Source organism: Methylosinus sp. RM1 (assembly GCF_011378635.1).
Taxonomy (GTDB): Bacteria; Pseudomonadota; Alphaproteobacteria; order Rhizobiales; family Beijerinckiaceae; genus Methylosinus; species Methylosinus sporium.
Genome location: NZ_WOVC01000002.1, coordinates 18,631 through 45,566, shown reverse-complemented (window position 1 = coordinate 45,566; position 26,936 = coordinate 18,631). Strand labels below are relative to the sequence as shown.

The 26,936-nt window shown below is 64.1% G+C and carries 25 protein-coding genes; 7 read left to right on the top strand and 18 right to left on the bottom strand.

Annotated elements, in window-relative coordinates; translation table 11 throughout:
* Positions 1-211 precede the first annotated feature (211 nt).
* The 7 genes from FMZ75_RS01525 to FMZ75_RS01495 all read right to left on the bottom strand — a co-directional run bounded on the left by FMZ75_RS01525 (position 212) and on the right by FMZ75_RS01495 (position 9,277).
* Positions 212-949 (bottom strand): nucleotidyltransferase family protein, encoded by a 738-nt coding sequence (locus FMZ75_RS01525; RefSeq protein ID WP_166141060.1) that lies wholly within the window; start codon positions 947-949, stop codon positions 212-214.
* Positions 915-2,447: a tRNA (adenosine(37)-N6)-threonylcarbamoyltransferase complex ATPase subunit type 1 TsaE gene (gene tsaE / locus FMZ75_RS01520; protein WP_166141059.1), complete on the bottom strand. Its 1,533-nt coding sequence runs from the start codon at positions 2,445-2,447 to the stop codon at positions 915-917. Before tsaE ends, FMZ75_RS01525 begins: the two co-directional genes overlap by 35 nt.
* Complete coding sequence (locus FMZ75_RS01515; RefSeq protein ID WP_166141058.1) at positions 2,444-4,978, bottom strand: PAS-domain containing protein; 2,535 nt, start codon at positions 4,976-4,978, stop codon at positions 2,444-2,446. The genes tsaE and FMZ75_RS01515 overlap by 4 nt, the downstream gene beginning before the upstream one ends.
* Positions 4,979-5,550: 572 nt before the next feature.
* The gene (locus FMZ75_RS01510; RefSeq protein ID WP_166141057.1) at positions 5,551-6,081 is read right to left on the bottom strand and encodes a hypothetical protein; all 531 of its coding nucleotides are present in this window, start codon (positions 6,079-6,081) and stop codon (positions 5,551-5,553) included.
* A 462-nt stretch (positions 6,082-6,543) separates the two neighbouring features.
* Positions 6,544-7,950, bottom strand: a complete 1,407-nt coding sequence (gene ahcY / locus FMZ75_RS01505) for an adenosylhomocysteinase (RefSeq protein ID WP_166141056.1) — start codon at positions 7,948-7,950, stop codon at positions 6,544-6,546.
* Between the two features lie 105 nt (positions 7,951-8,055).
* On the bottom strand, positions 8,056-8,613 hold the full coding sequence (locus tag FMZ75_RS01500) for a hypothetical protein (RefSeq protein WP_166141055.1): 558 nt from the start codon (positions 8,611-8,613) through the stop codon (positions 8,056-8,058).
* 232 nt (positions 8,614-8,845) lie between these two features.
* On the bottom strand, positions 8,846-9,277 hold the full coding sequence (locus tag FMZ75_RS01495; RefSeq protein WP_142862897.1) for a four-helix bundle copper-binding protein: 432 nt from the start codon (positions 9,275-9,277) through the stop codon (positions 8,846-8,848).
* 184 nt (positions 9,278-9,461) lie between these two features.
* On the opposite strand from FMZ75_RS01495, the gene FMZ75_RS01490 reads away from it, so the two are divergent.
* A complete protein-coding gene (locus tag FMZ75_RS01490; RefSeq protein WP_108915485.1) occupies positions 9,462-10,178 on the top strand; it encodes an MgtC/SapB family protein in 717 nt (238 codons plus the stop codon).
* Between the two features lie 174 nt (positions 10,179-10,352).
* On the opposite strand, the gene FMZ75_RS01485 is transcribed toward FMZ75_RS01490, so the two are convergent.
* The 8 genes from FMZ75_RS01485 to hemE form a co-directional block, all read right to left on the bottom strand.
* Complete coding sequence (locus FMZ75_RS01485) at positions 10,353-11,228, bottom strand: ParB/RepB/Spo0J family partition protein (protein ID WP_108915484.1); 876 nt, start codon at positions 11,226-11,228, stop codon at positions 10,353-10,355.
* 57 nt (positions 11,229-11,285) lie between these two features.
* Positions 11,286-12,104, bottom strand: coding sequence for a ParA family protein (locus FMZ75_RS01480; RefSeq protein WP_108915483.1), 819 nt, complete (start codon positions 12,102-12,104; stop codon positions 11,286-11,288).
* 1 nt (position 12,105) lies between these two features.
* A complete protein-coding gene (gene rsmG / locus FMZ75_RS01475) occupies positions 12,106-12,756 on the bottom strand; it encodes a 16S rRNA (guanine(527)-N(7))-methyltransferase RsmG (RefSeq protein ID WP_166141054.1) in 651 nt (216 codons plus the stop codon).
* Positions 12,757-12,764: 8 nt separating this feature from the next.
* Positions 12,765-14,654 carry a tRNA uridine-5-carboxymethylaminomethyl(34) synthesis enzyme MnmG gene (gene mnmG / locus FMZ75_RS01470; protein ID WP_166141174.1) on the bottom strand — a complete coding sequence of 630 codons (1,890 nt, stop codon included), beginning with the start codon at positions 14,652-14,654 and terminating at the stop codon, positions 12,765-12,767.
* Positions 14,654-15,958: a tRNA uridine-5-carboxymethylaminomethyl(34) synthesis GTPase MnmE gene (gene mnmE / locus FMZ75_RS01465; RefSeq protein ID WP_166141053.1), complete on the bottom strand. Its 1,305-nt coding sequence runs from the start codon at positions 15,956-15,958 to the stop codon at positions 14,654-14,656. The genes mnmG and mnmE overlap by 1 nt, the downstream gene beginning before the upstream one ends.
* A gap of 260 nt (positions 15,959-16,218) precedes the next feature.
* Complete coding sequence (rho, locus tag FMZ75_RS01460; RefSeq protein ID WP_108915480.1) at positions 16,219-17,487, bottom strand: transcription termination factor Rho; 1,269 nt, start codon at positions 17,485-17,487, stop codon at positions 16,219-16,221.
* A 230-nt stretch (positions 17,488-17,717) separates the two neighbouring features.
* The gene (gene hemJ, locus FMZ75_RS01455) at positions 17,718-18,137 is read right to left on the bottom strand and encodes a protoporphyrinogen oxidase HemJ (protein WP_142862894.1); all 420 of its coding nucleotides are present in this window, start codon (positions 18,135-18,137) and stop codon (positions 17,718-17,720) included.
* 4 nt (positions 18,138-18,141) lie between these two features.
* Positions 18,142-19,179 (bottom strand): uroporphyrinogen decarboxylase, encoded by a 1,038-nt coding sequence (gene hemE, locus FMZ75_RS01450; RefSeq protein WP_166141052.1) that lies wholly within the window; start codon positions 19,177-19,179, stop codon positions 18,142-18,144.
* A gap of 471 nt (positions 19,180-19,650) precedes the next feature.
* Here hemE and FMZ75_RS01445 point away from each other — a divergent pair, with 471 nt between their 5' ends.
* Genes FMZ75_RS01445 through dnaQ form a run of 3 tightly spaced genes read left to right on the top strand, consistent with a single transcriptional unit; the run spans position 19,651 to position 21,662 of the window.
* A complete protein-coding gene (locus FMZ75_RS01445) occupies positions 19,651-20,283 on the top strand; it encodes a nucleoside triphosphate pyrophosphatase (protein ID WP_370464656.1) in 633 nt (210 codons plus the stop codon).
* A complete protein-coding gene (coaE, locus tag FMZ75_RS01440) occupies positions 20,280-20,900 on the top strand; it encodes a dephospho-CoA kinase (protein WP_166141050.1) in 621 nt (206 codons plus the stop codon). The genes FMZ75_RS01445 and coaE overlap by 4 nt, the downstream gene beginning before the upstream one ends.
* Positions 20,901-20,921: 21 nt before the next feature.
* Positions 20,922-21,662, top strand: coding sequence for a DNA polymerase III subunit epsilon (gene dnaQ / locus FMZ75_RS01435; protein ID WP_108915475.1), 741 nt, complete (start codon positions 20,922-20,924; stop codon positions 21,660-21,662).
* Between the two features lie 19 nt (positions 21,663-21,681).
* Here dnaQ and secB read toward each other — a convergent pair whose 3' ends face one another.
* From secB to FMZ75_RS01420, 3 genes are all read right to left on the bottom strand, one after another.
* On the bottom strand, positions 21,682-22,161 hold the full coding sequence (gene secB / locus FMZ75_RS01430) for a protein-export chaperone SecB (RefSeq protein ID WP_108915474.1): 480 nt from the start codon (positions 22,159-22,161) through the stop codon (positions 21,682-21,684).
* A gap of 335 nt (positions 22,162-22,496) precedes the next feature.
* Positions 22,497-23,060, bottom strand: a complete 564-nt coding sequence (locus FMZ75_RS01425) for a hypothetical protein (protein WP_166141049.1) — start codon at positions 23,058-23,060, stop codon at positions 22,497-22,499.
* Positions 23,061-23,977: 917 nt separating this feature from the next.
* The gene (locus FMZ75_RS01420; protein ID WP_108915472.1) at positions 23,978-24,445 is read right to left on the bottom strand and encodes an FxsA family protein; all 468 of its coding nucleotides are present in this window, start codon (positions 24,443-24,445) and stop codon (positions 23,978-23,980) included.
* Between the two features lie 106 nt (positions 24,446-24,551).
* Between FMZ75_RS01420 and FMZ75_RS01415 the strand changes: the two genes are divergently transcribed.
* Genes FMZ75_RS01415 through FMZ75_RS01405 form a run of 3 tightly spaced genes read left to right on the top strand, consistent with a single transcriptional unit; the run spans position 24,552 to position 26,924 of the window.
* On the top strand, positions 24,552-25,241 hold the full coding sequence (locus tag FMZ75_RS01415) for a Tim44/TimA family putative adaptor protein (RefSeq protein ID WP_166141048.1): 690 nt from the start codon (positions 24,552-24,554) through the stop codon (positions 25,239-25,241).
* An 11-nt stretch (positions 25,242-25,252) separates the two neighbouring features.
* Complete coding sequence (locus FMZ75_RS01410) at positions 25,253-26,365, top strand: MltA domain-containing protein (RefSeq protein WP_166141047.1); 1,113 nt, start codon at positions 25,253-25,255, stop codon at positions 26,363-26,365.
* A complete protein-coding gene (locus tag FMZ75_RS01405; RefSeq protein WP_108915469.1) occupies positions 26,358-26,924 on the top strand; it encodes a Smr/MutS family protein in 567 nt (188 codons plus the stop codon). Before FMZ75_RS01410 ends, FMZ75_RS01405 begins: the two co-directional genes overlap by 8 nt.
* The last annotated feature ends 12 nt before the right edge of the window (positions 26,925-26,936 follow it).

The following is a 26,936-nucleotide window of genomic DNA, read 5'->3' as shown; positions in this document are numbered from 1 at the left end:
GTTCACGGTCCCGTGAGCTTCAAAAATGTGGGGGGCGGCAGAATCCAGCTGGAGCGTAGCATCGACTATGCCATGCTCTCGAAGTCATAAAAAGCCGAGTCTTCGCGCTCCGAGCCGGCGAAGACGCATCGGGGTAAAGAAATTCCGGCGGGTCCCGCCGTCTCCTTCGACTTGGCGTCGTCGCCTTTCGGCTGCGACGAATTCGGCGCGATCAGCCCCCCGCGGCGACGGCGCGCTCGGCTTCCTCTATCGCCGCCATCGTGCCGACATGCAGCCATTTGCCGTCGAGCGGAACGCCGAAGAGCCGTCCCTGCTCCGCCGCCCGGAAAAAGAAAGGCGCGAGCGGAAACGCTTCCTGCTCCACGCTCTCGAACAATTGCGGCTTGACGACGCCGACGCCGGCATAGACGTAATCGGCCGTCTCGCCGGCGGCGCGCTTCGTCAGCCGACCGTCTGCGGCGCGGTGGAAATCGCCGTCCCAGTCGACGCCGACGCTGCCCAGTCGCGGCGCCAGCAGCAGAGCGATATCCATGATTTCCGGATTCCACAGCGTGGCGAGGCGCTGCAGATTGTCGCAGCCCGCGCCGATCCAAAAGGCGTCCGTATTGGCGATGAAGAAAGGGCGGCCCTCGAACAGCGCCAGCGCTTTTTTGACGCCGCCGCCCTGGTCGAGCAGCTTCTCGCGCTCGTCCGAGAGGATTATGCGCGGAGTCCGCCGGCCCTCGAGATGCGTCTCGATCTGATCGGCGAGGTGATGGACATTGACGACCGCCGTCGCGACGCCGGCCTCGTCGAAAGCGTTCAGCGTGCGATCGAGCAGAGTGACGCCGGCGATCGCGACCAGCGGCTTGGGCAGCCGGTCGGTCAGCGGCCTCATGCGCGAGCCGAGCCCGGCCGCGAAGACGAAGGCCGCCTCAGGCACGGAAGAGCGCGGGGAGGTTGGCGACATACCAGGCCTCGAGATCGGCGAGCGCGGGATGGCGCAGGCCCTTGCGCAGATAGGTCTCCACGCGCGGCAGATGGACGAGATATTGCGGCTTGTGGTCGCGCTGATCGAGCCGCGCGAAAATGCCGAGGATTTTGGTCGCGCGCTGAGCGCCGAGAATGGCGTAGGCGCGCGCGAAAGCCGCCATGTCGAACAGCGGGTCCGCCTCGCGGCGCTTGCGCGCATAATGGCCGAGAAGACGCATCTCCAATTCGTCCGGCACGTCGACGCGCGCGTCCTGCGTCAGCGACACCACGTCATAGGCCGGATGGCCGAGCACAGTGTCCTGAAAATCGATGACGCCGACGCGCGCGGTTCCCTCGCGGTCCGGCAGCCAGATGAGATTGGGCGAGTGGAAGTCGCGCAAGGTCCAGGTCGGCGCCGACATCACGATCTCGATCAGCGCCTGGCGCCAGAGGTTGACGAAGGTCGCCTTGGAGCCCGACGAGATGCAGCCGCCGCCGACCCGCGCCGCATACCATTCCAGCAGCAGCTCCACCTCTATGAGCAGCGCGTCGAGATCATAGGGCGGGATGTGGTAAGGGCCGGAGCCTTCGACCGGAAGAACGTCCGGCAGACGGCGGGCATGGAGCGGCGCGAGCGCCGACAGCGCCTCGACATAGCGATCGGCGATCGGCGCGCCGCCGGCCACGACGCCGTCGCGGCCGAGATCCTCCAGCAGCACGAAGCCGGCCGAGAGATCATAAGCGTAGATTTGCGGCGCGGAGAGGCCTTGCGCGCGCAGCGCCTCCGCCATGGCGACGAAGGGCTTCACTGTCTCGGCGAGCCGCGCGATGGCGCTATAGGGCTTGCCGTAGCGAATGGGCGGGCCGTCCGGCCGCGCCGGCGAGATCATCAAAATGGCCTGGGCTCCATCCGGTCGGCGCAGCGCCTCATAGATGCGCGAGGAGGCGTCGCCCTGCAGATAATCGCGCGCGGCGTCGCTCCAGCCGGCGCGCTCCAGAAACTCCCGCATGGTCCGAAAGGCCTTGAGCCGCCCCGCCGCCCTGCCATGGGCGATGATGCCGATGCGGCGCGCGTCGGGCGTCTCCGGGGAGGCGAAGGAGAGCCGCACCTCCAGCCGCTCGCCGGCAAAAAGGCTCGGCGCGCGCTCGGGCCATTCGACCAGCACCAGAGCGTCCTCGCTGGCCTCGTCGAAGCCCATGGCCTCGAGCTCCGCCTCGCCCCCCGCTATGCGGTAGAGATCGGCGTGCAATATGCGGCAGCCGGGAGTCTCGTAGATCTGCATCAGCGTGAAGGTCGGACTCGGCGCCTCCAGCGTCGGATCCTGCGCCAGGGCGCGGATCAGCGCGCGCGCGAAGGCCGTCTTGCCGGCGCCGAGATCGCCGGAGAGGGTGACGAGCCGCACCGTGTCGCGAATGAGCGGGGCGAGCTTGGCGGCGAGTTCTGCGGTCTGCGCCTCGTCGGCGACGTCGATCAGCCATTCGGCCTCTTCACTCATGAGGCCTGTCCTTTTTCACGCGGGGCGAGACCCTGCTGGCCGCCGCTCTCGCGCGCCGGGAAGATGCAAGTGACCGTGGTGCCTTCGCCGAGCGCGGAATCGATGAGCACGCGCCCTCCATGCAGCTCGGTGAAGGCGCGAACGATGGAGAGGCCGAGCCCGACGCCCCTGTGGCGCGAGCCCGAGGTGTGCGACTCGAAGCGGTCGAAGACTTTCTCGAGGACGTCCGGGGCGATGCCCCGCCCCCGATCGGCGACCTTGAACACGATTTCCCCCTCCCGCCGCAAAGCCGCGAGCGTAATCGTTTGTCCCGGCCGAGAAAAGCCGATCGCATTGGCGAGCAGGTTGAACAGGATCTGGCGGATGCGCTTGCCGTCGCCGCGGAAGCAGCCGACATCGCCGGTGGCGACGATCTGCAGCTCTATGTCGTTCTCGGCGAGCCGGTCCTGAACGCCTTCGGCCGCGGCGCGCATGGCGTCGGCGGCGTCGACCTCCTCGAGCTCGAGCTCCATGGCGTCGCTGTCGATCGTCGCCAGATCGAGAATATCGTTGATGATGGCCAGCAGCGCCGCCGAGGATTTGCCGACATAGCCGAGATATTCGAGCTGCTTGGCGTTGAGCTCGCCGGTCGTCTTCTCGCCGAGCAGATGGATGAAGCCGATGATGTTGTTGAGCGGCGAGCGCAGCTCATAGGACACATGATGGACGAAATCGTTGCGGATCTTCTCCGCCGCGATCAGCGCCTGATTGCGCTCGGTGAGCGCGCGCTCGACATTCACGCCCGCGGTGACATCGACGAAGGTGAGCAGCGCCGCGCCTTCCGGCAAGGGCTGCGCCGTGCAGTCGAGCACGACGCCATCCGAGCGCTCGATGCGCCGCGTGAAGCCCTGGCGCATGTCCTGCAGCCCGGTCACGAAGCCGCGCAATTCGGTCCAGGTCTCCTCGTTGAGATGCAGCGGCCGGCACAGATTGGCCACGGCGTCGAAACGCGGCTTGTCGTCGAGAATATGCTTGTCCAGCGCCCAGAGCGCGAGGAAGGCGGGATTGCAGAAGCGCAGCCTTCCGTCCGGGCCGAAGACGGCGACGCCCTCGCGCAGATTTTCCAGCGTCTCGTTCTGCATGCGGTCGAGCGCATGAAAACGCGATTCGAGGAAATAGCGCTCGCTCACATCGTCATAGAGATAGGTGACGCCGCCTTGCGGATTGGCGTTGACCACGACGCGCAGCGTGCGTCCGTTCGGCATGTGCCAGACATGCACGTGATGCTCTTCGGACGCCTGATAGGCCTCCAGCAGACGCGCCTTCCAGGCCTTGTAATCGGCTTCGACGGGAAGGCGCTGCTCGGCGCGCAGGCGATCGAGGATCTCGCTGTCGCTCGGCCCCTGATCCAGATAGGCCCTGTCGAGCGGCCAGAGACTCTCATAGGCGGCGTTGCGATAGACGAGCCGCCTGGCGCGATCGAAAATAGCGACGGCGATGGGCAATTGATCCAGCGTGCGCGAATGCGCCTGCATCTGCTGCTCGAGATCGGCGCGCGTCGTGTCGATCTCATGGCGATCGATGGCGAGAGCCGCGGCGGCGCCGTGACAGGGCGCTTCGACGATATCGAGACGATGGCGTTCTCCGGCGACGACCGCCGTCACCCGCGCGCGCCATACGTCGTCTTGGGCGCGCGTCGCCTGGGCCTGCATACGCGCATCCTTATCGAGCAGCTCGATCTGACGACGCAGCGCGTCGGCCGGATTTTCCGCCTCCACCGCCTGCGCATAGGCCGAGTTCACGAAAACGAGTCGGCCCTCGGCGTCGCGCATCCAGACCGGCGTCGGCAGCGCCTCGAGCAGAGCGCGCAGCCCCTCCACCTCGGCCACGCTGCGCGTGTGGCGTTCGCGCAGCGACAGCAGCTCCAGCCGCTCGCCGGAGACTTCGCGGATGCGCAGCACGGCGCGGCCGGCGACGGCGCGGCCCTCGGCGTCGAAGCGCCGGCCTTGCAGGCTGGCGAGCGAGAGATGAAAACCGTCGCCATTCTGGCGGAGCCGATCGATGCGCTCTTGCAGCGCGCTCGCCTCCTCCGCGCCGAGCCAGGTGCCGAAGGCGAGCACGCGCCGCGCGAAAGCCGGATCGTTGAGGCCGTTCTCTATGTCCGGCTCGCCGGCGGCATTGTCCCAGGAGACGAAGAGCTGCGGCTCGCTCGACAGAAAAATCTCCGCGCGATCTAGCCGCTTGCGCGTCGCTTCGAGCTCGGCGGCGAGACGCGCCTCGCGACGGCTCCACGCCTTGCGCTCGCCGAGATGGGTGAAGGCGACGACGACAGCGAAAAGCGCGAGCCCGCCGGTCAGAGCGAGATTGACGAATTCGGCGTTATTCGTGGTGGCGAGAAGATTGGCGAGCGCCTCCGCCCGCGCCGGCCCGCCCAGCGGCAAGAGGCTGGCCGTCGTGAGCCCACGCGTCACGCCGCGAACGAGCGTCGAGGACGCTCCCCGACGTCGCGCAGGCGGCAACGCTTTCGGCCCGAAGGCCGCATCGTGACACATGCGAACAGGTCTCCACGTTCGATTTGCAAAGGCTCATCGCAAACAAACGCCGCAAGCCGTCCGCGCGCCACCGTGGCGCCGTCTCGAATCGCGTCTAATCTAAAACGCGCCGTCGAAAAGTGAAACGCGGATCGTGACCGGGAGATTGCCGCCTAGGGGTTTCGCCGAACTGGCGTCGGCGCTGCTGCGGGAAAATTCGCCGCGGCCGCAGTTCCGCGCCGACCGTCGGGCGCATCGGTCTTTCAAAGCAATTTTGGTATGGAAAGCGCTCGCGACCTCGACCGGTACAGTATTTTTGGTTTGGAGCGAATTCTGATCGATCGAACGATTCCGTTCGATCGGAACGCGCTCTATCGACGACGAGGCGTGGCGAGAGAGACGTTTCTCGAGGCGATTCCGACCTCCTTCTCCTTGCCCGCTCGATCGTGCGTCGTCATGCTCCGCGCTGGAATGATCCGCGCATCCCCCCGGGTCGCCGCGAAATCGCGCCCTCTCCAGAAAGCTCGCTTCGCGGCGTTTCCCGACGTCGGAGCGCGCACGGAATCATGCGAGCCCGAACAAGCGCTTCGAAATTAGTGAGGTGTAAAACGTGTTTCGATGAAATAGACGTACCGAATCTGCAACGGATCATATCGAACAACGAGCGTATCGATGTTCTGTAGACGAGGGTCGGACAGAGTGACGTCCTGAATGGCTTGTGAATCGACCGTCACCAGTACCGTGTCTGCGGTCGGAATGCCGAAATGATAAGCGTAAAGAGTAAAGGTCACGGGCGTCGACATGCTCGAGGCGCCATAGGCGAACAGCTTCAGACCGGTCAAATCGAAGGACTTGCCGGGGAAGTTCGAGGCGGGAATCGTAAAGACGCCGCCGGTGCGGTTGGCGAAATAAAGCCCGCCGTTTCCCGTTCGCACGTCCCAACCGTTGGGGAGAAGATGACCGAGGGCGGATACGACAAGGCCGGTTCCGTCCGTCGCAGTGCAGTTGGGACACCCGGTCAAAGGCGCCGCCGCGGTAAATGTCGCAGTGTCGGCGAGCGCCGTCGACGCTGAAAAAGCGACAAAGGTCGCCAGAGCGGTCGCTCCTAGAAAATCGATCTTCATATTATTCTCCTGACTGGCGCTTGAATGAGCGCTCGAGCGAGGACCTCGGTCCATGCGCTCATCCCCATGAGCGTCAGCCTGCATCTCCTGCTGCGCTCACGAGATCGAAGGGCTCGCTTCAGGAACGAGTCCAGGCTCTCAGCTTAGCCTCGAACATTGCAGACGTACGACAAAAAGATCGAAATCGCGTACGGGGTGGATCGCGTCGCAGTTCCTAGTCGTTTGATCTTGCTCGAAAAGACGGGCTCTCGGGGGATTTCTGCCGCGTATTGTCGCGCGGCGAGCCGGCCTCCTCGTCCTGGCGAGGCCCCGAAGGGGCGTTTCGCGTCTCGAAGGGCGCCGCTGCGCGTTTTGGAGCATCCTTCTCGCGCCGCGGAGCGATCGGCCCAGAAGCATATCCAGATTGCGGCCTCGCCCTCTTCACGGAGAGCGAGGCCTGAACTTTTTCGCCGAGCCGCCGGATCAGTACCGATAATGCTCCGGCTTGAACGGGCCGTTCTGCGGCACGTTGAGATAGGCGGACTGCTGCTCGGTCATTTTGGTGAGCTTCACGCCGATCTTGGAAAGATGCAGCGAGGCGACCTTTTCATCCAGGTGCTTGGGCAGCGTGTAGACGCCGACCGGATACTGGCCCTGCTTGGTGTAGAGCTCGATCTGCGCCAGCGTCTGATTGGTGAAGGAAGCGGACATCACGAAAGACGGATGGCCGGTGGCGCAGCCGAGATTCACGAGGCGCCCTTCGGCGAGCAGGATGATGCGCTTGCCGTCGGCGAACTCGATCTCGTCGACCTGCGGCTTCACATTGTGCCATTTGAGATTGCGCAGGCCGGCGACCTGAATCTCGCTGTCGAAATGGCCGATGTTGCAGACGATGGCGCGGTCCTTCATGACGCGCATGTGCTCGGTCGTGATGACGTCGACATTGCCGGTCGCGGTGCAGAAGATATCCGCGCGCGATGCGGCGTCTTCCATCGTCGTGACCTCATAGCCTTCCATCGCGGCCTGCAGGGCGCAGATCGGATCGATCTCCGTGACCAGCACGCGGCAGCCGGCGTTGCGCAGCGAAGCGGCCGAGCCCTTGCCCACATCGCCATAGCCCGCGATGCAGGCGACCTTGCCGGCCATCATCACGTCGGTCGCGCGGCGAATGCCGTCGACCAGCGATTCGCGGCAGCCATAGAGATTGTCGAACTTCGACTTGGTGACCGAATCATTGACGTTGATCGCCGGCCAGAGCAACTTGCCTTCCTTGTGCATCACATAGAGACGATGCACGCCGGTGGTGGTCTCCTCGGTCACGCCCTTGATGGCCTCGGCGTTGCGCTTGTAGAAGCCCGGATTGGCTTTGAGGCGCTTCTTGATCGCGGCGAAGAGGACTTCCTCCTCCTCATTGGTGGCCTTGTCGAGAAAAGCCGTGTCGCCATTCTCGGCGCGCAGGCCGAGATGGATGAGCAGCGTGGCGTCGCCGCCGTCGTCGAGAATCATGTTCGGCGTGCCGCCGTCGCCCCATTCGAAGATGCGGTGGGTGTAGTCCCAATAATCCTCGAGGCTCTCGCCCTTGATGGCGAAGACCGGCGTGCCGGCGGCGGCGATGGCCGCGGCGGCATGGTCCTGCGTCGAATAAATATTGCAGGAGGCCCAGCGCACATCGGCGCCCAGCGCCTTCAGCGTCTCGATCAGCACGGCGGTCTGAATGGTCATATGCAGAGAGCCGGCGACGCGGGCGCCCTTCAGCGGCTGCGACGGACCAAATTCGGCGCGCGTCGCCATGAGGCCGGGCATCTCGGTCTCGGCGATGTTCAGTTCCTTGCGGCCCCAATCGGCGAGGCCGATGTCGGCGACGACATAATCATTGAAATGGGTGGTCATGACGCTCCCTTCAGGCGTTGTCTCGCCTTGGCTGAGGCGAGCGCGCAGGCCTGGCCGCCTATAGCAAGGCGGCGGAGCAGATGCAATAAAGATATAAACAAGTCTTTATGTGAGCGAGGGCCGGCGGTCCCGCAGAAGGACGAAAGCGGCGAAAACCGCGATCACGGCGACGATCAGCAGGATCAGCAGCGTCGATTCCTCGAGCCAGGCGATCGCCGGAACGGCGAGGCCGAGCAGCAGGCCGACGAGCGACACGCGCCAAGCTTCCGCATGAATGCCCGCGGTGAAGGAGCCGAGCGCCAGCACAGTGAGCACGGTGAGCGCGCTGCTGTCGGAATTCATCATCTGCTTCACATCGCCGATGAAGATGAGGCACATGGCCGCGAGCACCGCGCCCCAATGCAAAATCTGCGTGCGCACGAGCCGCCATTTTTCTTCGGCGTTTTCCGCCTCCGGCCAGCCGGCGGCGATGCTGATCAGGCCGAAGATCGGCGCGAGCACGATCCAATAGGTCGTCATGCCCTGGCGCGTCATGCTCGTATAGGCGACGCCGAACAGCGCCAGCCCCAGCATGGCGAAATAGGGCCATTGCCGCAGAAGGAAGGACAGGACGCCGTGAGGCTGCGTCTCGTGCGAAAGGATTTCCGGCGCGCGCTCGGTCACTTTGCAGGCTCCGTCTCGAACGTGTCGCGAGCGACACATGGCAGATTTTTCGACCGTGTCGCGAGCGACACATGGGAGTTCACATGGGAGTTCGGCCGGCTCTCCGAGAAAATCTCGCCTCGAAATTTCGCGCCTTCGGCCGCTTCGGCGCGCTATGCTCAATATAATCGCCCGATCGTCCAAAACGAGACGCGCCGTGGCGCGTCCCGCACATCGGTCGGGCCCTTCCCCTTTAGGCCGCGACCTTCTGGCACTCGTCGGCGCAGGCTTTGCAGGCGTCGCCGCAAGCCTTGCATTCGGCGATATTCGGGAATTTGTCGCATTCCTTCTTGCAGGCGAGGCAAGCCTCCCCCACGGCCTTGGCGAAGGCCGGAGTGAGCGTCGAGCTCGTGCCCGCGAGCGAGGCCATGGCCTTGCAGGCGGCGACGACGTCGAAGGTGGACTTGGTGCAGGCGCCCATGCTGGCGTCATTCGCGGCGAGCATTTCGAAGCAATGACGCAGGCATTCCTCGCCGGCGGCCACGCATTTGGTGCTCGACTCGAACAGCGCCTTATATTTTGCGGCGCCATGATGATGCGCATGATCTTCGGCCGCCAAAGTCCCCGTGGCGGCGGTAGCGGCGGCCAATGCGCCGATTGCTGTCACAAATTGCCGACGTTCCATGAATCTCCCCCTGAGTTTTAGGAACAACAACATTTTCTGGTTTAAGCTTTTTCGAGCGAGATTCAATCACAGCGATTATTCGGCGAGTAAAATTTGTCGCGATGCTCTGAAACTGTGACAGATCGACAACTCTGATTCGATGGACGGCGCGAGGGCCCTATCGGACAAAGACACGGACAGGACAATGGCGGCCATTGCGAACTTCAACGCGCCGGAATTTCTCAATTCCTTGATTTCTCTTCTGGTTGCGCTTCTTCTCGGCACGCTGATCGGGGCCGAGCGGCAATATCGGCAACGCACTGCGGGGTTGCGCACCAATGCGCTGGTCGCGCTCGGCGCAGCCGCCTTCGTCGATCTGGGGATGCGGCTCAACGGCAATCTCGGCGCCACTCAGGTGCTCGCCTATATCGCCTCCGGCGTCGGCTTTCTGGGCGCCGGCGTCATCATCAAGGACGGCGCCAACATCAGCGGGCTCAACACCGCCGCGACCATCTGGTGCTCGGCCGTCACGGGCGCCTTCTCCGGCGCCGACCGCCCCGCGGAGGCGATATTGATGGCGATCTTCACGCTGACCGGCAATATGCTGCTGCGCCCGCTGGTCCATCTCATCGAGCGCGCGCCGATCGACGAGCGCGCCACCGAGGCGATCTACCGCCTGCATGTCACTGTCTCGCAAACGCGACGCGACGCCTTGCGCGATCTGCTGGTCGAGAAGCTCGAAGCGGCGGACTATCCGGTGCGCGAAATCGAGGAATTGGAGCGTGGCGAAGGGGAGGTGGAGCTCATCGCAATATTGACCTCGACCAGCGTCGACCCCAAAGAACTCGACGCCGTCGCCGCCGATCTCGAGAAGATCGCCGGCGTCGAACATGCGAGCTGGACCGCGCAGACGAGCGAGTGAAACAATGAATTCCGTAGCTTGCAGGCTATCGGATTCACACATCACGAAACACCGCCGTCATGGCCGGGCTTGTCCCGGCCATCCACGCCAAACGGCTGATAAATCATATGAAAAAGCCCACCATCGACGGATTGTCTCCCGGCGAAAGCTTCTCGAGCGCCGACGACTTCCCCCTCACCCCGTCAATCTTCTGCACAATCCGTCGAGCTGCTCCAACGTCGTATAGCGGATGCGCAATTCGCCGCTCTCGCCATGATGGTGGATCGAGACATAGAGGCCGAGCGCGTCGGTCAGCAACTTTTCCATCGCCACCGTATCCGCGTCCTTCTCGACACGTGGCTTGCGCGACTTCGTCTCCAGCTTGGCGCCGGAATCCTCCTGCGCGAGGCGCTCGACGTCGCGCACGGTGAGGCCCTCCTCGACGACGCGGCGCGCCACCGAATCGGGATTGTCCACGGCGAGCAGCGCGCGCGCATGGCCGGCGGAAATCGCGCCTTCCGTCACCAGGCGACGGCTCGCCTCCGGCAGATTGAGCAGCCGCAGCGTATTGGCCACATGCGAACGGCTCTTGCCGATGATCTTGGCGAGATCGGTTTGCGAATAGCCGAACTCCTTACCCAGGCGCTCATAGCCGCGCGCCTCTTCGATCGCATTGAGATCGGCGCGCTGGACATTCTCGATAATGGCCAGCTCGAGCGCCTCGCGATCATCCGCCTCATGCACGATGATCGGCACATCGGCGAGATTGGCGAGCTGGGCGGCGCGCCAACGGCGCTCGCCGGCGATGATCTCATAAGCGTCGGCGACGCCGGGCACTGTGCGCACGACGATCGGCTGAATAATGCCTTTCTCGCGGATGGAGGCCGCGAGATCGGCGAGCTCCTCCTCGCGGAAAGAAACGCGCGGATTGCGCGGATTGGGCCGCAGAAATTCGATCGGCGCCCGGCGCTGGCCACGCGCGCGCTCCACCGCCGGCGCTTCCTCGCCCGCATCGCCGATCAGAGCCGCCAGCCCCCGCCCCAATCTTCTGCGCGTCGCTTCTTCGGCCATTTCGAGAGATGTCCTTCAAACGAGAGGCGCGCTCGCAGCGCGCGACGAAACCCTGTCTCAGGCGGCCCGCAGCTGCTTCTCGCGCTGAATGACTTCCGTGGCGAGCTTCAGATAGGCTTGGCTGCCGCTGCATTTGAGATCATAGAGCAGCACCGGCTTGCCATGCGACGGCGCTTCCGACACGCGCACATTGCGCGGGATCACCGTCTCATAGACCTTGTCGCCCATGAAGCGGCGCACATCAGCGACGACCTGGGTCGCGAGATTATTGCGCGGATCGAACATGGTCAGCACAATGCCATGGATCGAAAGCCGCGGATTGAGCGAGCGCTTCACCTGATCCACGGTCGACAGCAGCTGCGACAGACCTTCGAGCGCGAAGAACTCGCATTGCAGCGGCACGAGAACCGCGTCGGCGCAAGCGAGCGCATTGATGGTCAGCAGATTGAGCGAGGGCGGGCAATCGATCAGAACATAGCTGAAGGCCGGAGCCTGCTCATGGCGTTCCGCCGCGATCAGCTCGGCCACGGCGCGCTTCAGGCGAAAGGCGCGGTCCTTATCGCCAGCGATTTCCAGCTCGACGCCGAGCAGATCGAGCGTCGACGGCGCGATCGAGAGACGCGGCACGGCGGTGGCCACGATCGCCTCGGCGAGACTGCTCTCCGCGAGCAGCACGTCATAGGTCGAAATCCGGCGCGCCTTGCGGTCGACGCCGAGGCCAGTGGAGGCGTTCCCCTGCGGGTCGAGGTCGATGACCAGCACTGTCTCGCCCACGGCGGCGAGCGCCGTGCCGAGATTAATGGCGGTCGTCGTTTTGCCGACGCCGCCCTTTTGATTGGCGAGGACGAGAATTCGGGGCGGCGGAACGTCGGTCACGTCAAGCTCCAAAATCCCGCGCAAGGGCGATAATGCGGCCGGACGAATGCGTGCGGCTTTGCAATGTCCAGATCTGGAAACTATCTGCGGCGCTCGAGCCGGTCAATTCGGCAGCCCAATCTTCGCCCTTCAAAAACACGCCTTTGACGTTTTTCAACAGAAGTTCGTGCGACCACTCGATCAATTGCGGCATAGGCGCGAGCGCGCGCGCCGTGACGCCGGTCAATGAATCGGTGATGAGCGGCAATTCGCTTTCGATTCGCCCGATGTGAATTTCCGCCGCTGCCCCTGTTTCACGTGAAACAGCGCGCAGAAACGCCGCCTTGCGCTGATCGCTTTCGATCAGATGAACTTTGGCGCCCGGACGATCCTTCAGGCAGATCGCCAGCACCATGCCCGGAAATCCCGCGCCCGAGCCGAGATCAACCCAGTTTTCCAGGCTCGGAAAAAACTCCCTTATCTGCGCCGAATCCGCGAAATGACGGGTCCATAATTCATCCAACGTGCCGCCGGCGACGAGATTGATGGACTTCTGCCATTTCCGCAGCAGCGATTCGTAGATTTCGAATTCGCGAATATAGCGACGCAGCGCCGGCGCGATTTGCAGCGCATTGTCACGATCGCTGACGCGATCCTTTCCCTTCCCCCCCATTTTATCGATCACCCGCGCCGCGCCCGCGCCGCCAAAAGGGTGAGCGCGGCAGGAGTGACGCCCTCTATGCGCTGCGCCTGTCCCAGCGTGCGCGGACGCAGCGCCGACAGCTTGGCGCAGAGCTCGGCGGAGAGACCGCCGATTTCCCGATAGTCGAGCGTCGAGGGGAGAGCGAGCTGCTCGTCTCGGCGATAGGAATCGATGTCGGCGCTCTGCCGATCGAGATAAACGGCGTAGCGAGCGTCAGTCTCGACCCGGGCCGCCGTCTCCGAATCGATCTCGAGAAGTTGCGGCCAAATCGATGCGAGCCGCGCCAGATCGATTCCCGGAAAGGACAGCAGAGCATAGCCGCTGCGCCTCTGCCCATCCTGATTGATCGGCAGGCCGGCGCGGGCGGCCGCCGCCGAGGTCAGAGACAATTGCTGGAGCAGAGTGCGCGCGCCGCCGAGCCGCGCCATCCGTTCCTCATGAACCCGCGCGCGCTCCCGTCCGATACAGCCGATCTCGAGTCCCTTGCCCGTCAACCGCTCATCCGCATTGTCCGCGCGCAGCGACAGTCGATATTCGGCGCGCGAGGTGAACATGCGATAGGGCTCGCTGACGCCGCGGGTGACGAGATCGTCGATCATCACGCCGAGATAGGCCTCGGCGCGATCGAAGACCGCCGCCGCCGCGCCGCCCGCTCGAGCGGCGGCGTTGAGTCCAGCGACCAATCCCTGAGCCGCCGCCTCCTCATATCCTGTCGTGCCATTGATCTGACCGCCGAAGAACAGGCCTCGGACACGCTTTGTTTCCAGAGTGGCGTCGAGCTCGCGCGGATCTATGAAATCATATTCGATCGCATAGCCCGGCCGCAAAATGCGCGTGTTTTCGAGCCCCTCGATCTTCTGGATGAAAGCGCGCTGGACCTCTTCCGGCAGCGAGGTCGAAATCCCATTGGGATAGACAGTGTCGTCGTCGAGCCCTTCCGGCTCGAGAAAAATCTGATGGGCGTCGCGGTCGCCGAAGCGCGTGACCTTATCCTCGATCGAAGGACAATAGCGCGGGCCGGGCCCGGAGATCGCGCCGCTGCGCATCGGCGAATGCTCGAGATTGTCGAGAATGACCTTATGCGCGGCGGCGTTGGTGCGGGTGATATGGCAGGCGATCTGCGGATTGGCGATCGATGTCGTCAGATAGGAGAAAGGCTCCGGCGTCTCGTCACCCTTTTGTTCCTCGAGACGGGCCCAGTCGATCGTGCGGCCGTCGAGGCGCGGCGGCGTTCCGGTCTTGAGCCGGCTCGTCGCAAAGCCCATGCTGCGCAAATTCTCGGCGAGGCCGAGCGACGGGCGCTCGCCCATCCGCCCCGCCGAATATTGCGTTGCACCGATATGAATGACGCCGTTCAAGAAAGTGCCGGTCGTCACCACCACAGCGCCGGCGGCGAGCGTCGCGCCATCCAGCGTCACGCCGACGACACGTCCCTGCTCGACATCCAAACCTTCGGCCGAGCCTTCGATGACATCGAGATTTGCGACCTCGGCGATCGCTTCTTGCATCGCGGCGCGATAGAGCTTGCGATCGGCCTGGGCGCGCGGGCCGCGCACCGCCGGGCCCTTGGAGCGATTGAGCAGGCGAAACTGGATTCCGGCGGCGTCGGCGACGCGGCCCATGAGCCCGTCCAGCGCGTCGATCTCGCGAACGAGCTGGCCCTTGCCGAGCCCGCCGATCGCCGGATTGCAGGACATGGCGCCGATCGTCGCGCGAGAATGGGTGACGAGCGCTGTGCGCGCGCCCCGACGCGCAGCCGCAGCGGCCGCCTCGCAGCCGGCATGGCCGCCGCCGATCACGATCACGTCATAGGCCACTCGACTCAATTTCCCGTCCTCGGTCCTGCTATCCTGTTTCACGTGAAACATCATTTGCCGATGCAAAATTGCGAGAAAATCGCATCCAGCACATCCTCGACATCGACGGCGCCGACGATCCGCCCGAGCGCGCGGCCCGTGACGCGCAGATCGTCTGCGACGAATTCGAGCGGCTTACCTGGATCGAGGCTTGCCTCGATTGCATCTCTCGCCTCCTGAATGAGCCGCCGATGCCGCTCACGCGTCAGCACAGCCGTCGAGCCATCGCCCAGCCGCTGCCTGGCGCGCGCCGCCATTTCATCCAGGAGTCGCTCTATTCCAAACCCTGTTCGAGCAGAAATTGCAAGGTCATCTGATGTGCAATTCCCCAAATCCGCCTTGGTCGCGACGCGAATGAGCTCCGCCCCCTCGGCCGCCGCCAATTCGGGAGCGTCCGCCCCTTTTTCGGAGAGCCAGAGCAGCAGATCGGCCTCGGCGATTCGCGCCCGCGTCCGCTCGACCCCGATACGTTCGATCTCGTCCTTCGCCTCACGCAGGCCGGCCGTATCGACCAAAGTCACCGGAATGCCGCCGAGATCGAGATGAACCTCGATCATGTCGCGCGTCGTTCCGGGAACCGGAGAGACGATCGCGACATCGCGCCGAGCCAGCGCGTTCAGCAGCGTCGATTTCCCCGCATTCGGCGGGCCGAGCAGCAGCACGACGAAACCATCGCGGAGCCGTTCACTCGCCGCGCCATTCGCCAGCACGGCCGACATTTCCTCGAGCAGAGGCGCGAGCAGAGGATGGAGCGCGGTCGCCGGCTCGAACACATCGCCTTCATCAGAGAAATCGAGCTCCGCCTCCACCAGCGCCAGCGCGCGGATCAGAAGCTCGCGCCAGCTCTCGACCTGCTTGCGCAAAGCCCCGCCCAGCGCCCGGATCGCCTGACGGCGCTGACACTCCGTCTCCGCCTCGATGAGATCGGCGAGGCCTTCGACCTGCGACAGATCCATTTTGCCATTGGCGAGGCTGCGCCGCGCAAACTCTCCCGGCTGCGCTTCCCGCAGGCCCGAAAATGCGCTCAGAGCCGTCAGAACCGCGCGCATCACTGCGCGGCCGCCGTGAATCTGCAATTCGGCGTAATCCTCGCCCGTCGGGGAATTGGGCGCCGGAAAATAGAGAATGAGGCCGCGATCGATCGTCTCGCCGCTTCGCGGGTCGGCGAGACGCGCATAATGCGCCGATCTCGGCTCGGGGAGCCGTCCTGCGATCCGCTCCAACACAGCGCCGACCATCGGGCCGGACAGCCGAATCACCGCGATCGCCGCGCGCCCCGCCCCTGTGGCCGAGGCAAAGATCGTTTCAATCGACATAGCTGCACATCCGACGGAACACCGGATCGCTCTACGCGAATTTCAGCGCGGGAGATAGCGCGACATCAGGGCGATCAGGTGAGGGACGATATTCCGAACCCTCGTCCCGAGGAGCCCGCGAAGCGGGCTTCTCGAAGGACGGCCACGGCGAGAATCCCGAGATTTCCGCCCCCACCAAAAGCAAAGGCCGAGCGACAGAGGCTCGGCCTTATTCTCTCGAAATGCGGGAGCCCTCGGACAGCGCGTCCGCGGGCCTCGCCTCAGGTGTTCATCGAATCGAAGAAGCTGGCGTTGCCCTTCGGCGTCTCGCGAAGCTTGCCGAGCAGGAATTCGATGGCGTCCACGGTGCCCATCGGATTGAGGATGCGGCGCAGCACATACATCTTTTTGAGTATGTCGGAGGGCACTAGCAGCTCTTCCTTGCGGGTGCCGGAGCGGGTGATATCGATCGCCGGGAAGACGCGCTTGTCGGAGACCTTGCGGTCGAGAATAATCTCCGAATTGCCCGTTCCCTTGAACTCCTCGAAAATCACCTCGTCCATGCGCGAGCCGGTGTCGATCAGCGCCGTGGCGATGATGGTCAGCGAGCCGCCCTCCTCGATATTGCGCGCCGCGCCGAAGAAGCGCTTCGGCCGCTGCAGAGCATTGGCGTCCACACCGCCGGTCAGCACCTTGCCGGAGGACGGGACGACCGTGTTGTAGGCGCGGCCGAGGCGGGTGATCGAATCGAGCAGGATCACCACATCGCGGCGATGCTCGACGAGGCGCTTGGCTTTCTCGATCACCATTTCGGCGACCTGCACATGGCGCACCGCCGGCTCGTCGAAGGTGGAGGAGACCACCTCGCCCTTCACCGAGCGCTGCATATCGGTCACTTCTTCCGGACGCTCGTCGATCAGCAGAACGATCAGATAGCACTCGGGATGATTGGTGGTGATCGACTGCGCGATATTCTGCAACAGCACGGTCTTGCCGGTGCGCGGCGGCGCGACGACCAGAGCGCGCTGGCCCTTGCCGATCGGCGCGACGAGATCGATGACGCGGGCGGAAAGGTCCTTGCGCGTCGGATCGTCGATCTCGAGCTTCAAGCGCTCATCGGGATAGAGCGGCGTCAGATTGTCGAAGGGGACCTTGTGCCGCACCTTCTCCGGATCTTCGAAATTGATCGAATTGACCTTGAGAAGCGCGAAATAACGCTCGCCCTCCTTGGGGCTGCGGATCATGCCCTCGACCGTGTCGCCGGTGCGCAGGCCGAAGCGCCTAATCTGCGAGGGCGACACATAAATATCGTCTGGGCCGGCGAGATAATTGGCGTCTGGCGAACGCAGGAAAGCGAAGCCGTCCTGCAGCACTTCGACGACGCCTTCGCCGACGATCTCGACGTCGCGACCGGCGAATTGCTTCAATATTGCAAAGAGCAGTTCCTGGCGCCGCATGAGCGACGCGCCCTCGACCTCATGCTCCTCTGCGAAGGCGAGCAATTCGGCGGCCGATTTGGACTTCAGGTCCTGAAGCTTGATTTCCCCCATTTGGGACAATCCTCGACGATATTCGGATGAAACGCGGGCTAGGGCGCGGGATGGGCAGAAGGGATACGGAGCCGATGCCCCGGTGGGCCGGTTTTGATCCGGCTGTCGCGTGAAACGACGATCTGCCTTGAGGTGAGTGACTCAGCAATTAATCCCTTTCGGGCGGAAACGCAAGCCATCCGCCCGAAACCTATGACATTTGCATGAAGGACGGGGAAAACCCCCTGTCTTCAGAACGGCTTGACGATCACCAATATGACGATGCCGATCATCAGCAGCGTCGGAACCTCATTGATGAATCGAAAGAATCGCGCCGGCCTGCGATTCTCGTCGCGCTCGAAAGCGCGCTGCGTCACCCCGAAATAAAAGTGGACGCCGGTGAGCAGCACGACGAGCGCCAGTTTCGCGTGCAGCCATCCGGCTCCATGAAAGGAGCCGAAATAGATCAGCGCCAGTCCCGCCGCCCAAGAGACGATCATCGCCGGCGCCATGATGTAGAGAGCGAGCCGGCGCTCCATCTTCTTGAACAAGGCCGAGGGCGCGCCCTGCCCGACTTCCGTGTGATAGACGAAGAGCCGCGGCAGATAGAGCAGCCCCGCCATCCAGGCGATAATGGCGATCACATGTAGAGCTTTGATCCAGAGATACATGACGTCAATTTCCTGCTCTGCGAACGCGCTCGATCAATTGCGAGACATGCTCTAGCGGGGTCTCCGGCAAAACGCCGTGGCCCAGGTTGAAAATATGCGGGCGCCCCGCGAAGCTCCGCAAGATCGAATCGATCTCGCGATCGAGCGCCGCTCCGCCGGCGAGAAGAGCGAGCGGATCGAGATTTCCCTGTAGCGCCGGCCCGGCGGGAATATGCTTCGCCGCCCAGACGGGATCGATCGCCGTATCCAGCCCCAGCGCATCAGCGCCGAGCGTTTCCGCGAGACGCGGCAGATGCGTCGCCCCGCCCCGCGCGAAAGCGATGATCGGAACGCCAGGACGGGCCTCCTTCACCTTGTCGATGATCTTTTTCAGCGGCGCCGCCACCCAGCGCTCGAATTCCTGCGGCGGCAGCACGCCCGCCCAGCTGTCGAAAATCTGTAGCGTCTCGACGCCGGCGTCGATCTGCCGAATGAGATAAGCGACCGAGGCTTCGACCAATATATCAATGAGCCGCGCGAAAGCCTCCGGCCGGCGATAGGCGAAGAGCCGCGCCGGCGCCTGATCCGGCGTGCCGCGGCCGGCGATCATATAGCTCGCAACCGTCCAAGGCGCGCCACAAAAGCCGATGAAGGCCACCGAGCTCGGCAGCTCGCCCTTCACCCGGTCGATCGTCTCGAAAACGGGCGCGAGTTTGTCGATGTCGAAGCTACCCGAAAGAGCGTCGATGTCGCTGTCGTTCTCGAGGGGAACGAGCCGCGGGCCATGGCCCGACTCGAACCAGACCTTCTGCCCCAGCGCGTCCGGCACGACGAGAATATCGCTGAACAAAATCGCCGCGTCGAAGCCGAAGCGCTCGATCGGCTGCAAAGTGATCCGCGCCGCCGTCCGCGGATTGTAGCAGGTGTCGAGAAAACTGCCGGCCTTGGCGCGTAGCTCCTGATATTCCGGGAGATAACGGCCAGCCTGCCGCATCAGCCAAATCGGCGGAATGGCGCGCGCTTCGCCGCGTAGAACATCGAGGAGCGGCTTACGATCACTCATTGCGCTTTGGCTCCGGCAAGGTCGGGAAACGGTTGGGGAAGCGACGTCTGGCGCTCGTCCTGTCATTGGAGCTAACCCAAAACGACACAAAAAGAAAATTCAATCTTTAAGAGATTTTTTTGATTTTATTGACGGTTCGTTAACGGAAGTTAATTTTCGTCAACCTTTTATCCACATGTTACGGAGCGTGAGCACAGCTGTAGAGCGATTCCCGGTGTCTTTGTGGACAAGACGGTAAATGATTTATGAACAAATGCTTGCGCGCTGATTCCCACATGCTGTCCTTTTGATGGCGGAGAATCTAGCCTTCCAATGGCCGCGCTGACGTTTATCCCCCGCCGATTTACGACTGTTGATCGGCGCGCCACGATATGCGCAGCTGTCCACACGCCTCCGGTCGGCGGCGCTATTTTTCCCCATAATGCCCGTGATCGCGCTCGGGCTGTGGGCTGCGAAGCGGAGGAGGCTTCGGTGTCGCAGGATGGTTCCGCCGCTTTCTGGCTCGCCGCCGAGCCGCTGATTCTCGCCTCCAAGAGCAAAGGCCGACGCATGGCGCTGGAGCAGAGCGGCCTCCCCTTTCTCATTCATCCGGCCGAGATCGACGAGCGCGCCATCGAGACGGAGGTCGTCGCGGCGGGCGGCGACGCGGACGCGGTGGCTGCGCGATTGGCGCGCGACAAGGCCTCGCTCGTGTCGCGCACGCGGCCCGGCGCGCTGGTCGTCGGCGCCGATCAGGTGGCGAGCTGCGAGGGCCGCCGATGCGGCAAGCCCGCGACTGTCGCCGCCGCCGCCGAGCAGCTGCGCTATCTGTCCGGCCGCACTCATCGCCTGCATTCCGCGATCGCCCTAGCGCGCGACGGACACATAATCTTCGAAACCCTCGCCCATGCGGATTTGACGATGCGCGCCGTTTCGAGCGAGTTTCTCGCCCGTTATCTCGACAGCGTCGCCGAGGAAGCGACGACCAGCGCCGGCGCCTATCAGATCGAAGGTCTCGGCGTGCATCTCTTCGAGCGCGTCGCCGGGGATCATTGGACGATCGTCGGATTGCCGATGCTGCCCTTGCTCGCGGCGCTCCGCCGTGAAGGCGCGCTTCTCTCATGAAGGCCGAAACCTCGACCCGCCCTCTCGTCATTGGCCTCACCGGCTCGATCGGCATGGGCAAATCGACGACGGCCGATCTCTTCCGCGCCGAAGGCGTCCCCGTCTATGATTCCGATCGCGCCGTGCATGAAATTTATCGTGGTCCCGCGGCGGCGCGCATAGAAGAGATGTTTCCAGGAACCACTGTCGACGGTGTTGTCGATCGCGCCCGCCTCGCCGCCCGCGTGCTCGGCGATTCGGAGGCGCTCCGCCGTCTCGAAGCATTGGTGCATCCGCTCGTCGCCGCCGGCCGCGACGAATTCCTAGAGGATTGCCGCCGCGCCGGCGAGCGTTTCGCCGTCTTCGACATTCCGCTGCTCTTCGAGATCGGCGCGCAAAAGGATGTCGACGCCGTCGTCGTCGTCTCCGCCCCGCCGGACGTCCAGCGTTCGCGCGTGCTCGCGCGCCCCGGCATGACGGAAGAAAAATTCGCGGCCATTCTCGCCAAGCAGACGCCCGACGCCGAAAAGCGCGCCGGCGCCGATTTCGTGGTGCATAGCGAGCGCGGTTTTGATTCCGCTCGGCGGGAAGTTCGGCTAATTCTCGAGGAGCTGGCGCGGCGAGAGCCGTCGCGCTGATCCTTTCGAGAGAGGCGAGCAATGCGTGAGATCGTCTTCGACACGGAGACGACCGGTCTCGACCCGACCAAAGGTCATCGCATCGTCGAGATCGGCGCCGTCGAGATTTCCAATCTCATCCCCTCCGGCCGCACTTTCCATTTCTATCTCGATCCAGAACGCGACATGCCGGAGGAGGCGTTTCGCGTGCATGGCCTCTCCTCGGCCTTTCTCACCGGCCAGAAGAAATTTCGCGAAATCGCGCAGAGCTTTCTCGAATTCGTCGGCGACGCCGCCCTCGTCGCGCACAATGCCGAATTCGACATGCGCTTCGTCAATTTCGAGCTCGGCCTGTTGGGGATGGAGGCGATCCCCTTCGATCGCGTCGTCGATACGCTGACCCTCGCCCGCCGCCGGCATCCGGGCGCCTCCAACACGCTGGACGCGCTCTGCCAGCGTTATGGCGTCGATCTCACGCGCCGCGACAAGCATGGCGCGCTGCTGGACGCCGGCCTGCTGGCGGAAGTCTATGCGGAGCTGATGGGCGGCCGCCAATCCGCGCTGATATTGCAGGCGGACGCCGCGACTCTGGCGGAAGCGGGCGGCGGCGAATTGCTGCGCAGCCGTCCGCAAAAGCTCGCGCCGCTGCTCACCGAGGCGGAGCGCGCCGCCCATGAGGCCTTCATCGCCAAGCTGGGCAAGGAGCCGATGTGGCTGCGCTATTTCGCGCAGCCGGAAGAGATGGAGGCGGGATTTGCCTCGGGAATAGAGAAGCGAGCCTGAGCGGCTCGCTCCCGTAAACTCAGTTGGCGTTGGCGGGAGCCTGCTGCTCCTGGGCCGCGCGCTGCTGATAGAGCGCGAAAAAGTCGATCGGATCGACATAGAGGGGCGGGAAGCCGCCATTGCGCGTGGCGTCGGCGACGACCTGGCGCAGAAAGGGGAACAGAAGCCGCGGGCATTCGATCATCACGATCGGATGAATTTGCTCGGCGGGAATATTCACGAGGCGGAACACGCCGCCGTAATCGACCTCGAGCTTGAACAGCGCCTCGCCGCCCTCGGTGGCGGAGGCTTCCAGCGTCACCGAGACTTCGAAATCCTCGGGCGACAGCTGCTTGGCGTTCACATTGACCTGAATGCCGATGTCCGGCGGATTCTGGCGCGGCTGCAAGGAGCGCGGCGCATTGGGATTCTCGAAGGAGAGATCTTTCACATATTGCACGAGCACATTGAGCGCCGGGGCGCCGGTCGGGCCGGAGCCGTTTCCATTCGTATCGGTCATCGTCGAACTCCCTGCCGATTTCGGCTCCCGACAGGCCCGACGGAATGGCGGCGCCTGCCACGGCGCCCGCCTAACACGTCCCCTCGCCTGCGACAACGGGATTTGCCGTCGAGCCGAGCTATCGGGTGAAAGAGAAGCGGCTCCCGGAAAGGCGTTCCACCTTCGCGATGCGATCACCCGGAAACCATAGGAATCCGGCGGCGGGTAGCGCGTCGGCTCGAATTTCGCAGATGCGCCGGGAGCGGCCATTCGAGCGTGCGATCTGGAGGAACTGGGTTTGGCCGAAAGCCGGTGTCATCACGTTCGATCTCGCAGGTGAACGCGAAACGCGGTGCTTAATTCGAGATTCCCGTCACAGACGATTCGTAGGTCCAGACGCCTCCCCGCTTGCGCGCCGTAATTATTCCGTTGCTTCCTACCGGCACACCACGCTTTTTATTCGAATCCGGATAGAATAAATCGCTTCGTTGTTGATAGTAGACTGTCGCGGTCTCAAAATTCCGTCCGAAGACAGGATAGCTGAATCCGACATTGGCGACCGCAATGTTCTTGCCGCTGCTTTGCGCCAATATTTGAGCCTGCTCGACCCGTTCGGCGTAATCGCAGAACATTTCCGCATGTTGGCCGAGTGGATCGAGCGCTTCTTGAAGCGACAACAATTCGCGCGGGCGAAATGGTTTGGTTTCGACGCCTTTGGCGTTCCTATGCCAGCTTTCGTCCCATTCGCGGGAGAAAACGCAGTCAAGGTCGGAGCCGATCCCATCCCCTGCCGTCACATCCATTTTCGATGTCAATAAATCGAAAATCTTCAAGACTTCCTGTCGTTCACGCGCATCGCGGGAATCGGCCTGCGCCAGAACAGGCGCGAGCGTGAGGAAAATCAAGATGCGAAGCCGCATAAATGACTTCCCTGCCTCCCCAAGTCTAGCCCAGCTTCAACGACGAGGGACAATACCAACCGCAGAATGAAAATCCAGAGCCCATCGGCTGCTTCGGGTCAGAGATATCCCTTCGCCGTCCCGAAAAGAGGGGCTTTTTCCCGCAAGCGGGCTATCCGGATTCAACTATTGCAAAACTCTGCCGCCGTCCTGGCCGGGCTTGTCCCGGCCATCCACGCCAAGCCGCTGAGAAACCTTAGGAAAGTGTACCCGCTATCGATGGATTCGACCCGATGTCGGGCGCCCCGGCGCTTCGGCGTCGGATCAAGCTTCCATCACGCCTTGGCGCGGGCCGGCGTGGATGGCCGGGACAAGCCCGGCCAGGACGCCGGAGCGAGGAGCATGTGTGCATTTCGATCGCCCTCGAGCGGGAAAAGAGATGGCTGGCTTCCCCATTGTCAGTCCTTGACATATCCTGAAAATATTCCTATCTCTGCCTTCGCTCCCGCTGACGCAAGGGCGCGTTTCTCGGGTCAGGGAACGCGGGCGGGGGCCGGCTCCATCCGGGACGGCGACCCCCGTCCCTGGACAGGCGGCGCGTCGCCGGATCGGTGTTTCTCTCCCGTCCATAGGGCAGAGCGAGAGCCGTTCCGTGGGCCCAAGCCTTCGGAAGCGATCGGATCTTGCACGCGAAAGCCCAGGATTCGCGGGTCTGAATGCGCCTCGGGACGTCGACGAGAAGGCAAAGCCGCGTTTCGGGACGCTCCGGAACCGACAGATTTTTATAGCGCTGCGGCCAAAGGGGCCGGAGCGTCCCGAACCGCCCCTCCTCCCCCGCCGCCGCGAGGCGCCGGGCGCCTCGGCGCGGCCGGACGATCGTCCTACCCGGAGGCGCATATCGGAAACGTTGCGGCCGGGAGGGCCGTGGTCTCACCCGATCACACGACTTTCGCGGATGGCGCGCGCCGCGCGCGGACGCGGCGCTTGGGGCCTTCATCGACGATCGCTTTCCATTCGCCGGGCGAAAGATCGATCGTCTGCGGACCCTTGCGCTCGGTCTTGCCGCGAATGCGATCGGCGACATGGGCGCGCACCGACGGCGATTTCAGCGCCAGTCCGACGAGATCGGAGGCGAAGCCGGGCAGGATCAGCAGCAGCGAGCCGACCGCCTCGAGACCTCCGTCCAGCAGAGCGACGCCCGATTTCAGCTCCTCGCGGGGCTGTCCGATGCGGCCGCGCAGATAGACGAACAGACGCTTGACGTCGGCCAGTCCCAGCAGCGTCGTGCCGACCCCGAGCGCGACCGCCGCAAGCACGCCGAGAAATTGCACGACGAGCACGAAGGCGACGATCTCGACGAAGAGCCAGCCGGTCAGCACATAGGCGAGGAGTTTCGACTTGTTCACGTCGCTGCGCCCTCCATCCCATCGCCGATGGTCCGGCGAGGGGTTGATTCGTGACATCTGGGACGCGACATGATACCGGACAATCCCTGCGACTGGGAGACGCCCTTTGTCGGGATCCGATTTCGACCCCTCCATCTTGGTCTTCGCCGCTCTGGCGGCTTTCGTCGTCTGGAAATTGTGGTCCGTCCTCGGCGTTCGCGTCGATCGGGAAGGCCCCGCTTCCGATCGCGCCGGCCCGGCCCGCCGGATCGGCCCCGCTCCGCAAAATTCCGCTTTCGCTCCGGCGCCGGCTTCCGGCCCGCTCGACGCCGACCGCTGGAAAGGCCTCGCCGAATCCGGCAGCAACGGCTGGCGCGGGCTGGACCAGATCGCCGCTTCCGATCGCGGCTTCTTCGCCCCGGCTTTCGTCGATGGCGCGAAGAAAGCCTATGGCATGGTCGTCGAGGCTTTCGCCAAGGGCGATCGCGACACGCTGCGCAATCTCCTCTCGACCGAAGTCTTCGACAGTTTCGCCGGCGAGATCGCCGCGCGCGAGCGGCGCAATGAAACGGCCGAGGCCCATGTCGTCTCCATAGATTCGGCGACGGTGGAGGACGCCAAGGTCGAGCTCGGCAAGGCGCAGATCACGCTTCGTTTCGTCGTCAAGCTCCAATCGGTCCGCCGCGACAGCGCCGGCGCCGTGATCGAAGGCGACCCCGAGCGTCCGCTCGCAATCGTCGACCTCTGGACTTTCGCGCGCGATGTCGCGTCGCGTGATCCGAATTGGAAGCTCGTGGCGACCGAAACGGTCCATTAGGCGGATCGAGAGTGGCGTCCGACGATCTCGATCCGATCGGTTTCGATTCGATCGACGCCCTCTTTCGGGACGATCTGCGCGAGGTCTTCCACGTCTTCCGACGCTCGGCCGCCGTCACTCTTTCTGGGGCGCCGCCGATGCGCCCGGCGCTGCCGGCCGATGACGCTCTGGTCCGCGTCTGCCGCATCGCTCTGTCGATAAATGCGGACACACTCTCGCAAGACGCCGCGCGCGATTTTTTCGTTGCGCAGTTCCGGCCGTTTCGCCTGCGCGAGCCGGGATTCGTCACCGCCTATTACGAGCCTGTGATCGAGGCGCGCGAAGCGCCCGACGCCGCGTTCCGCACGCCCGTTCCCGCCCGTCCCGCCGATCTCGTCACCTCGAACGAGACGCCCATTCGCGGCGAGGCGGACGAAACGCTCACCTCCGCCCGGCGCCGCGCGGATGGGGGCCTCGAGCCCTATCCCGATCGCCGCGCATTGGAGGAGGGCCCGCTCGACATTCGGCCGAAGCCCATCGCCTTCGTGCGCGACAGGGTCGAGCTGTTTCTCATTCAGGTGCAGGGTTCGGCGCGGCTGCGTTTTCCAGACGGCCGCGAATTGCCGCTCACCTATGACGGCCGCAACGGCCGGCCCTATACGTCGATCGGCCGCCTGCTCATCGAGCGCGGGCGCGTGCCGCAGAGCGAAATGTCGCTCGATCGGCTGAAGGCGGAGATCCGCGCGCTCGGCCAGGAAGAGGGCGAGCCCGGCGCGCGGCTGATGCAGGAGAATCGCTCCTATGTCTTCTTCCGCGCCGATCGCTCGCCCGAGCGGCGCGACGGGCCGATCGGCGGCCAAGGCTGCGCGCTGACGCCGCTGCGCTCCATCGCCGTGGATCGCTCGCTGTGGAGCTATGGCCTGCCCTTCTGGATCGGCGCGACATTGCCCTGGCGCGGCGCGACGCCCGAACCTTTCGAGCGGCTGATGATCGCGCAGGATACGGGCTCGGCGATTTTGGGACCGGCCCGCGCCGATCTTTTTTTCGGCGCCGGGGACGAGGCCGGCGCGCTCGCCGGGCTGGTGCGCCACGGCGCCGAATTCACCGTGCTGCTGCCGCGGGCCGCGGAGCGCGGCGATGGCTGATCCGCCGCGCGACTCGCGCCGTTCGCGTTTTCTGTCCAAGGAAGAGATCGAGCTGTGGAACAAGGTGACGGCCGATGTTCGGCCGACCCGCGCGCGGCGCCGACCGCCCGAGGAGCAGCCCATCGACGCTCCCGAGTCGAAGAAGGGCGCCGCCGCGACGCCGGCCGTTCCGGTCTCGCCGCCGGCCGAGAAAAAGCAGCGGCCCCGTCCGGCGCCGCCGCCGGCGGAAATCGATCATCGCACGCGCACGAAATTGCGTCGCGGCCGGCTGGAGGTGGAGGCCAAGCTCGACCTCCACGGCCTGCGTCAGGCCGAGGCGCAGACCGCGCTCTATGATTTTCTGCGCCGCGCTCAGGCGGCGGGCGCGCGCATGGCGATCGTGGTGACGGGCAAGGGCGTTCGCAGCGAGGAGGGCGGCGTGCTGCGCCGGCTCGCGCCAATGTGGCTGAGCGCGCCGGCCATGCGCGATCTCGTCGTCGGTTTCGGCGAGGCGGCGCGCAATCACGGCGGCGAGGGCGCGCTCTATGTGCAGATCAGGCGACCGCGCGGGATGAAATAGCAGCAGGCGACG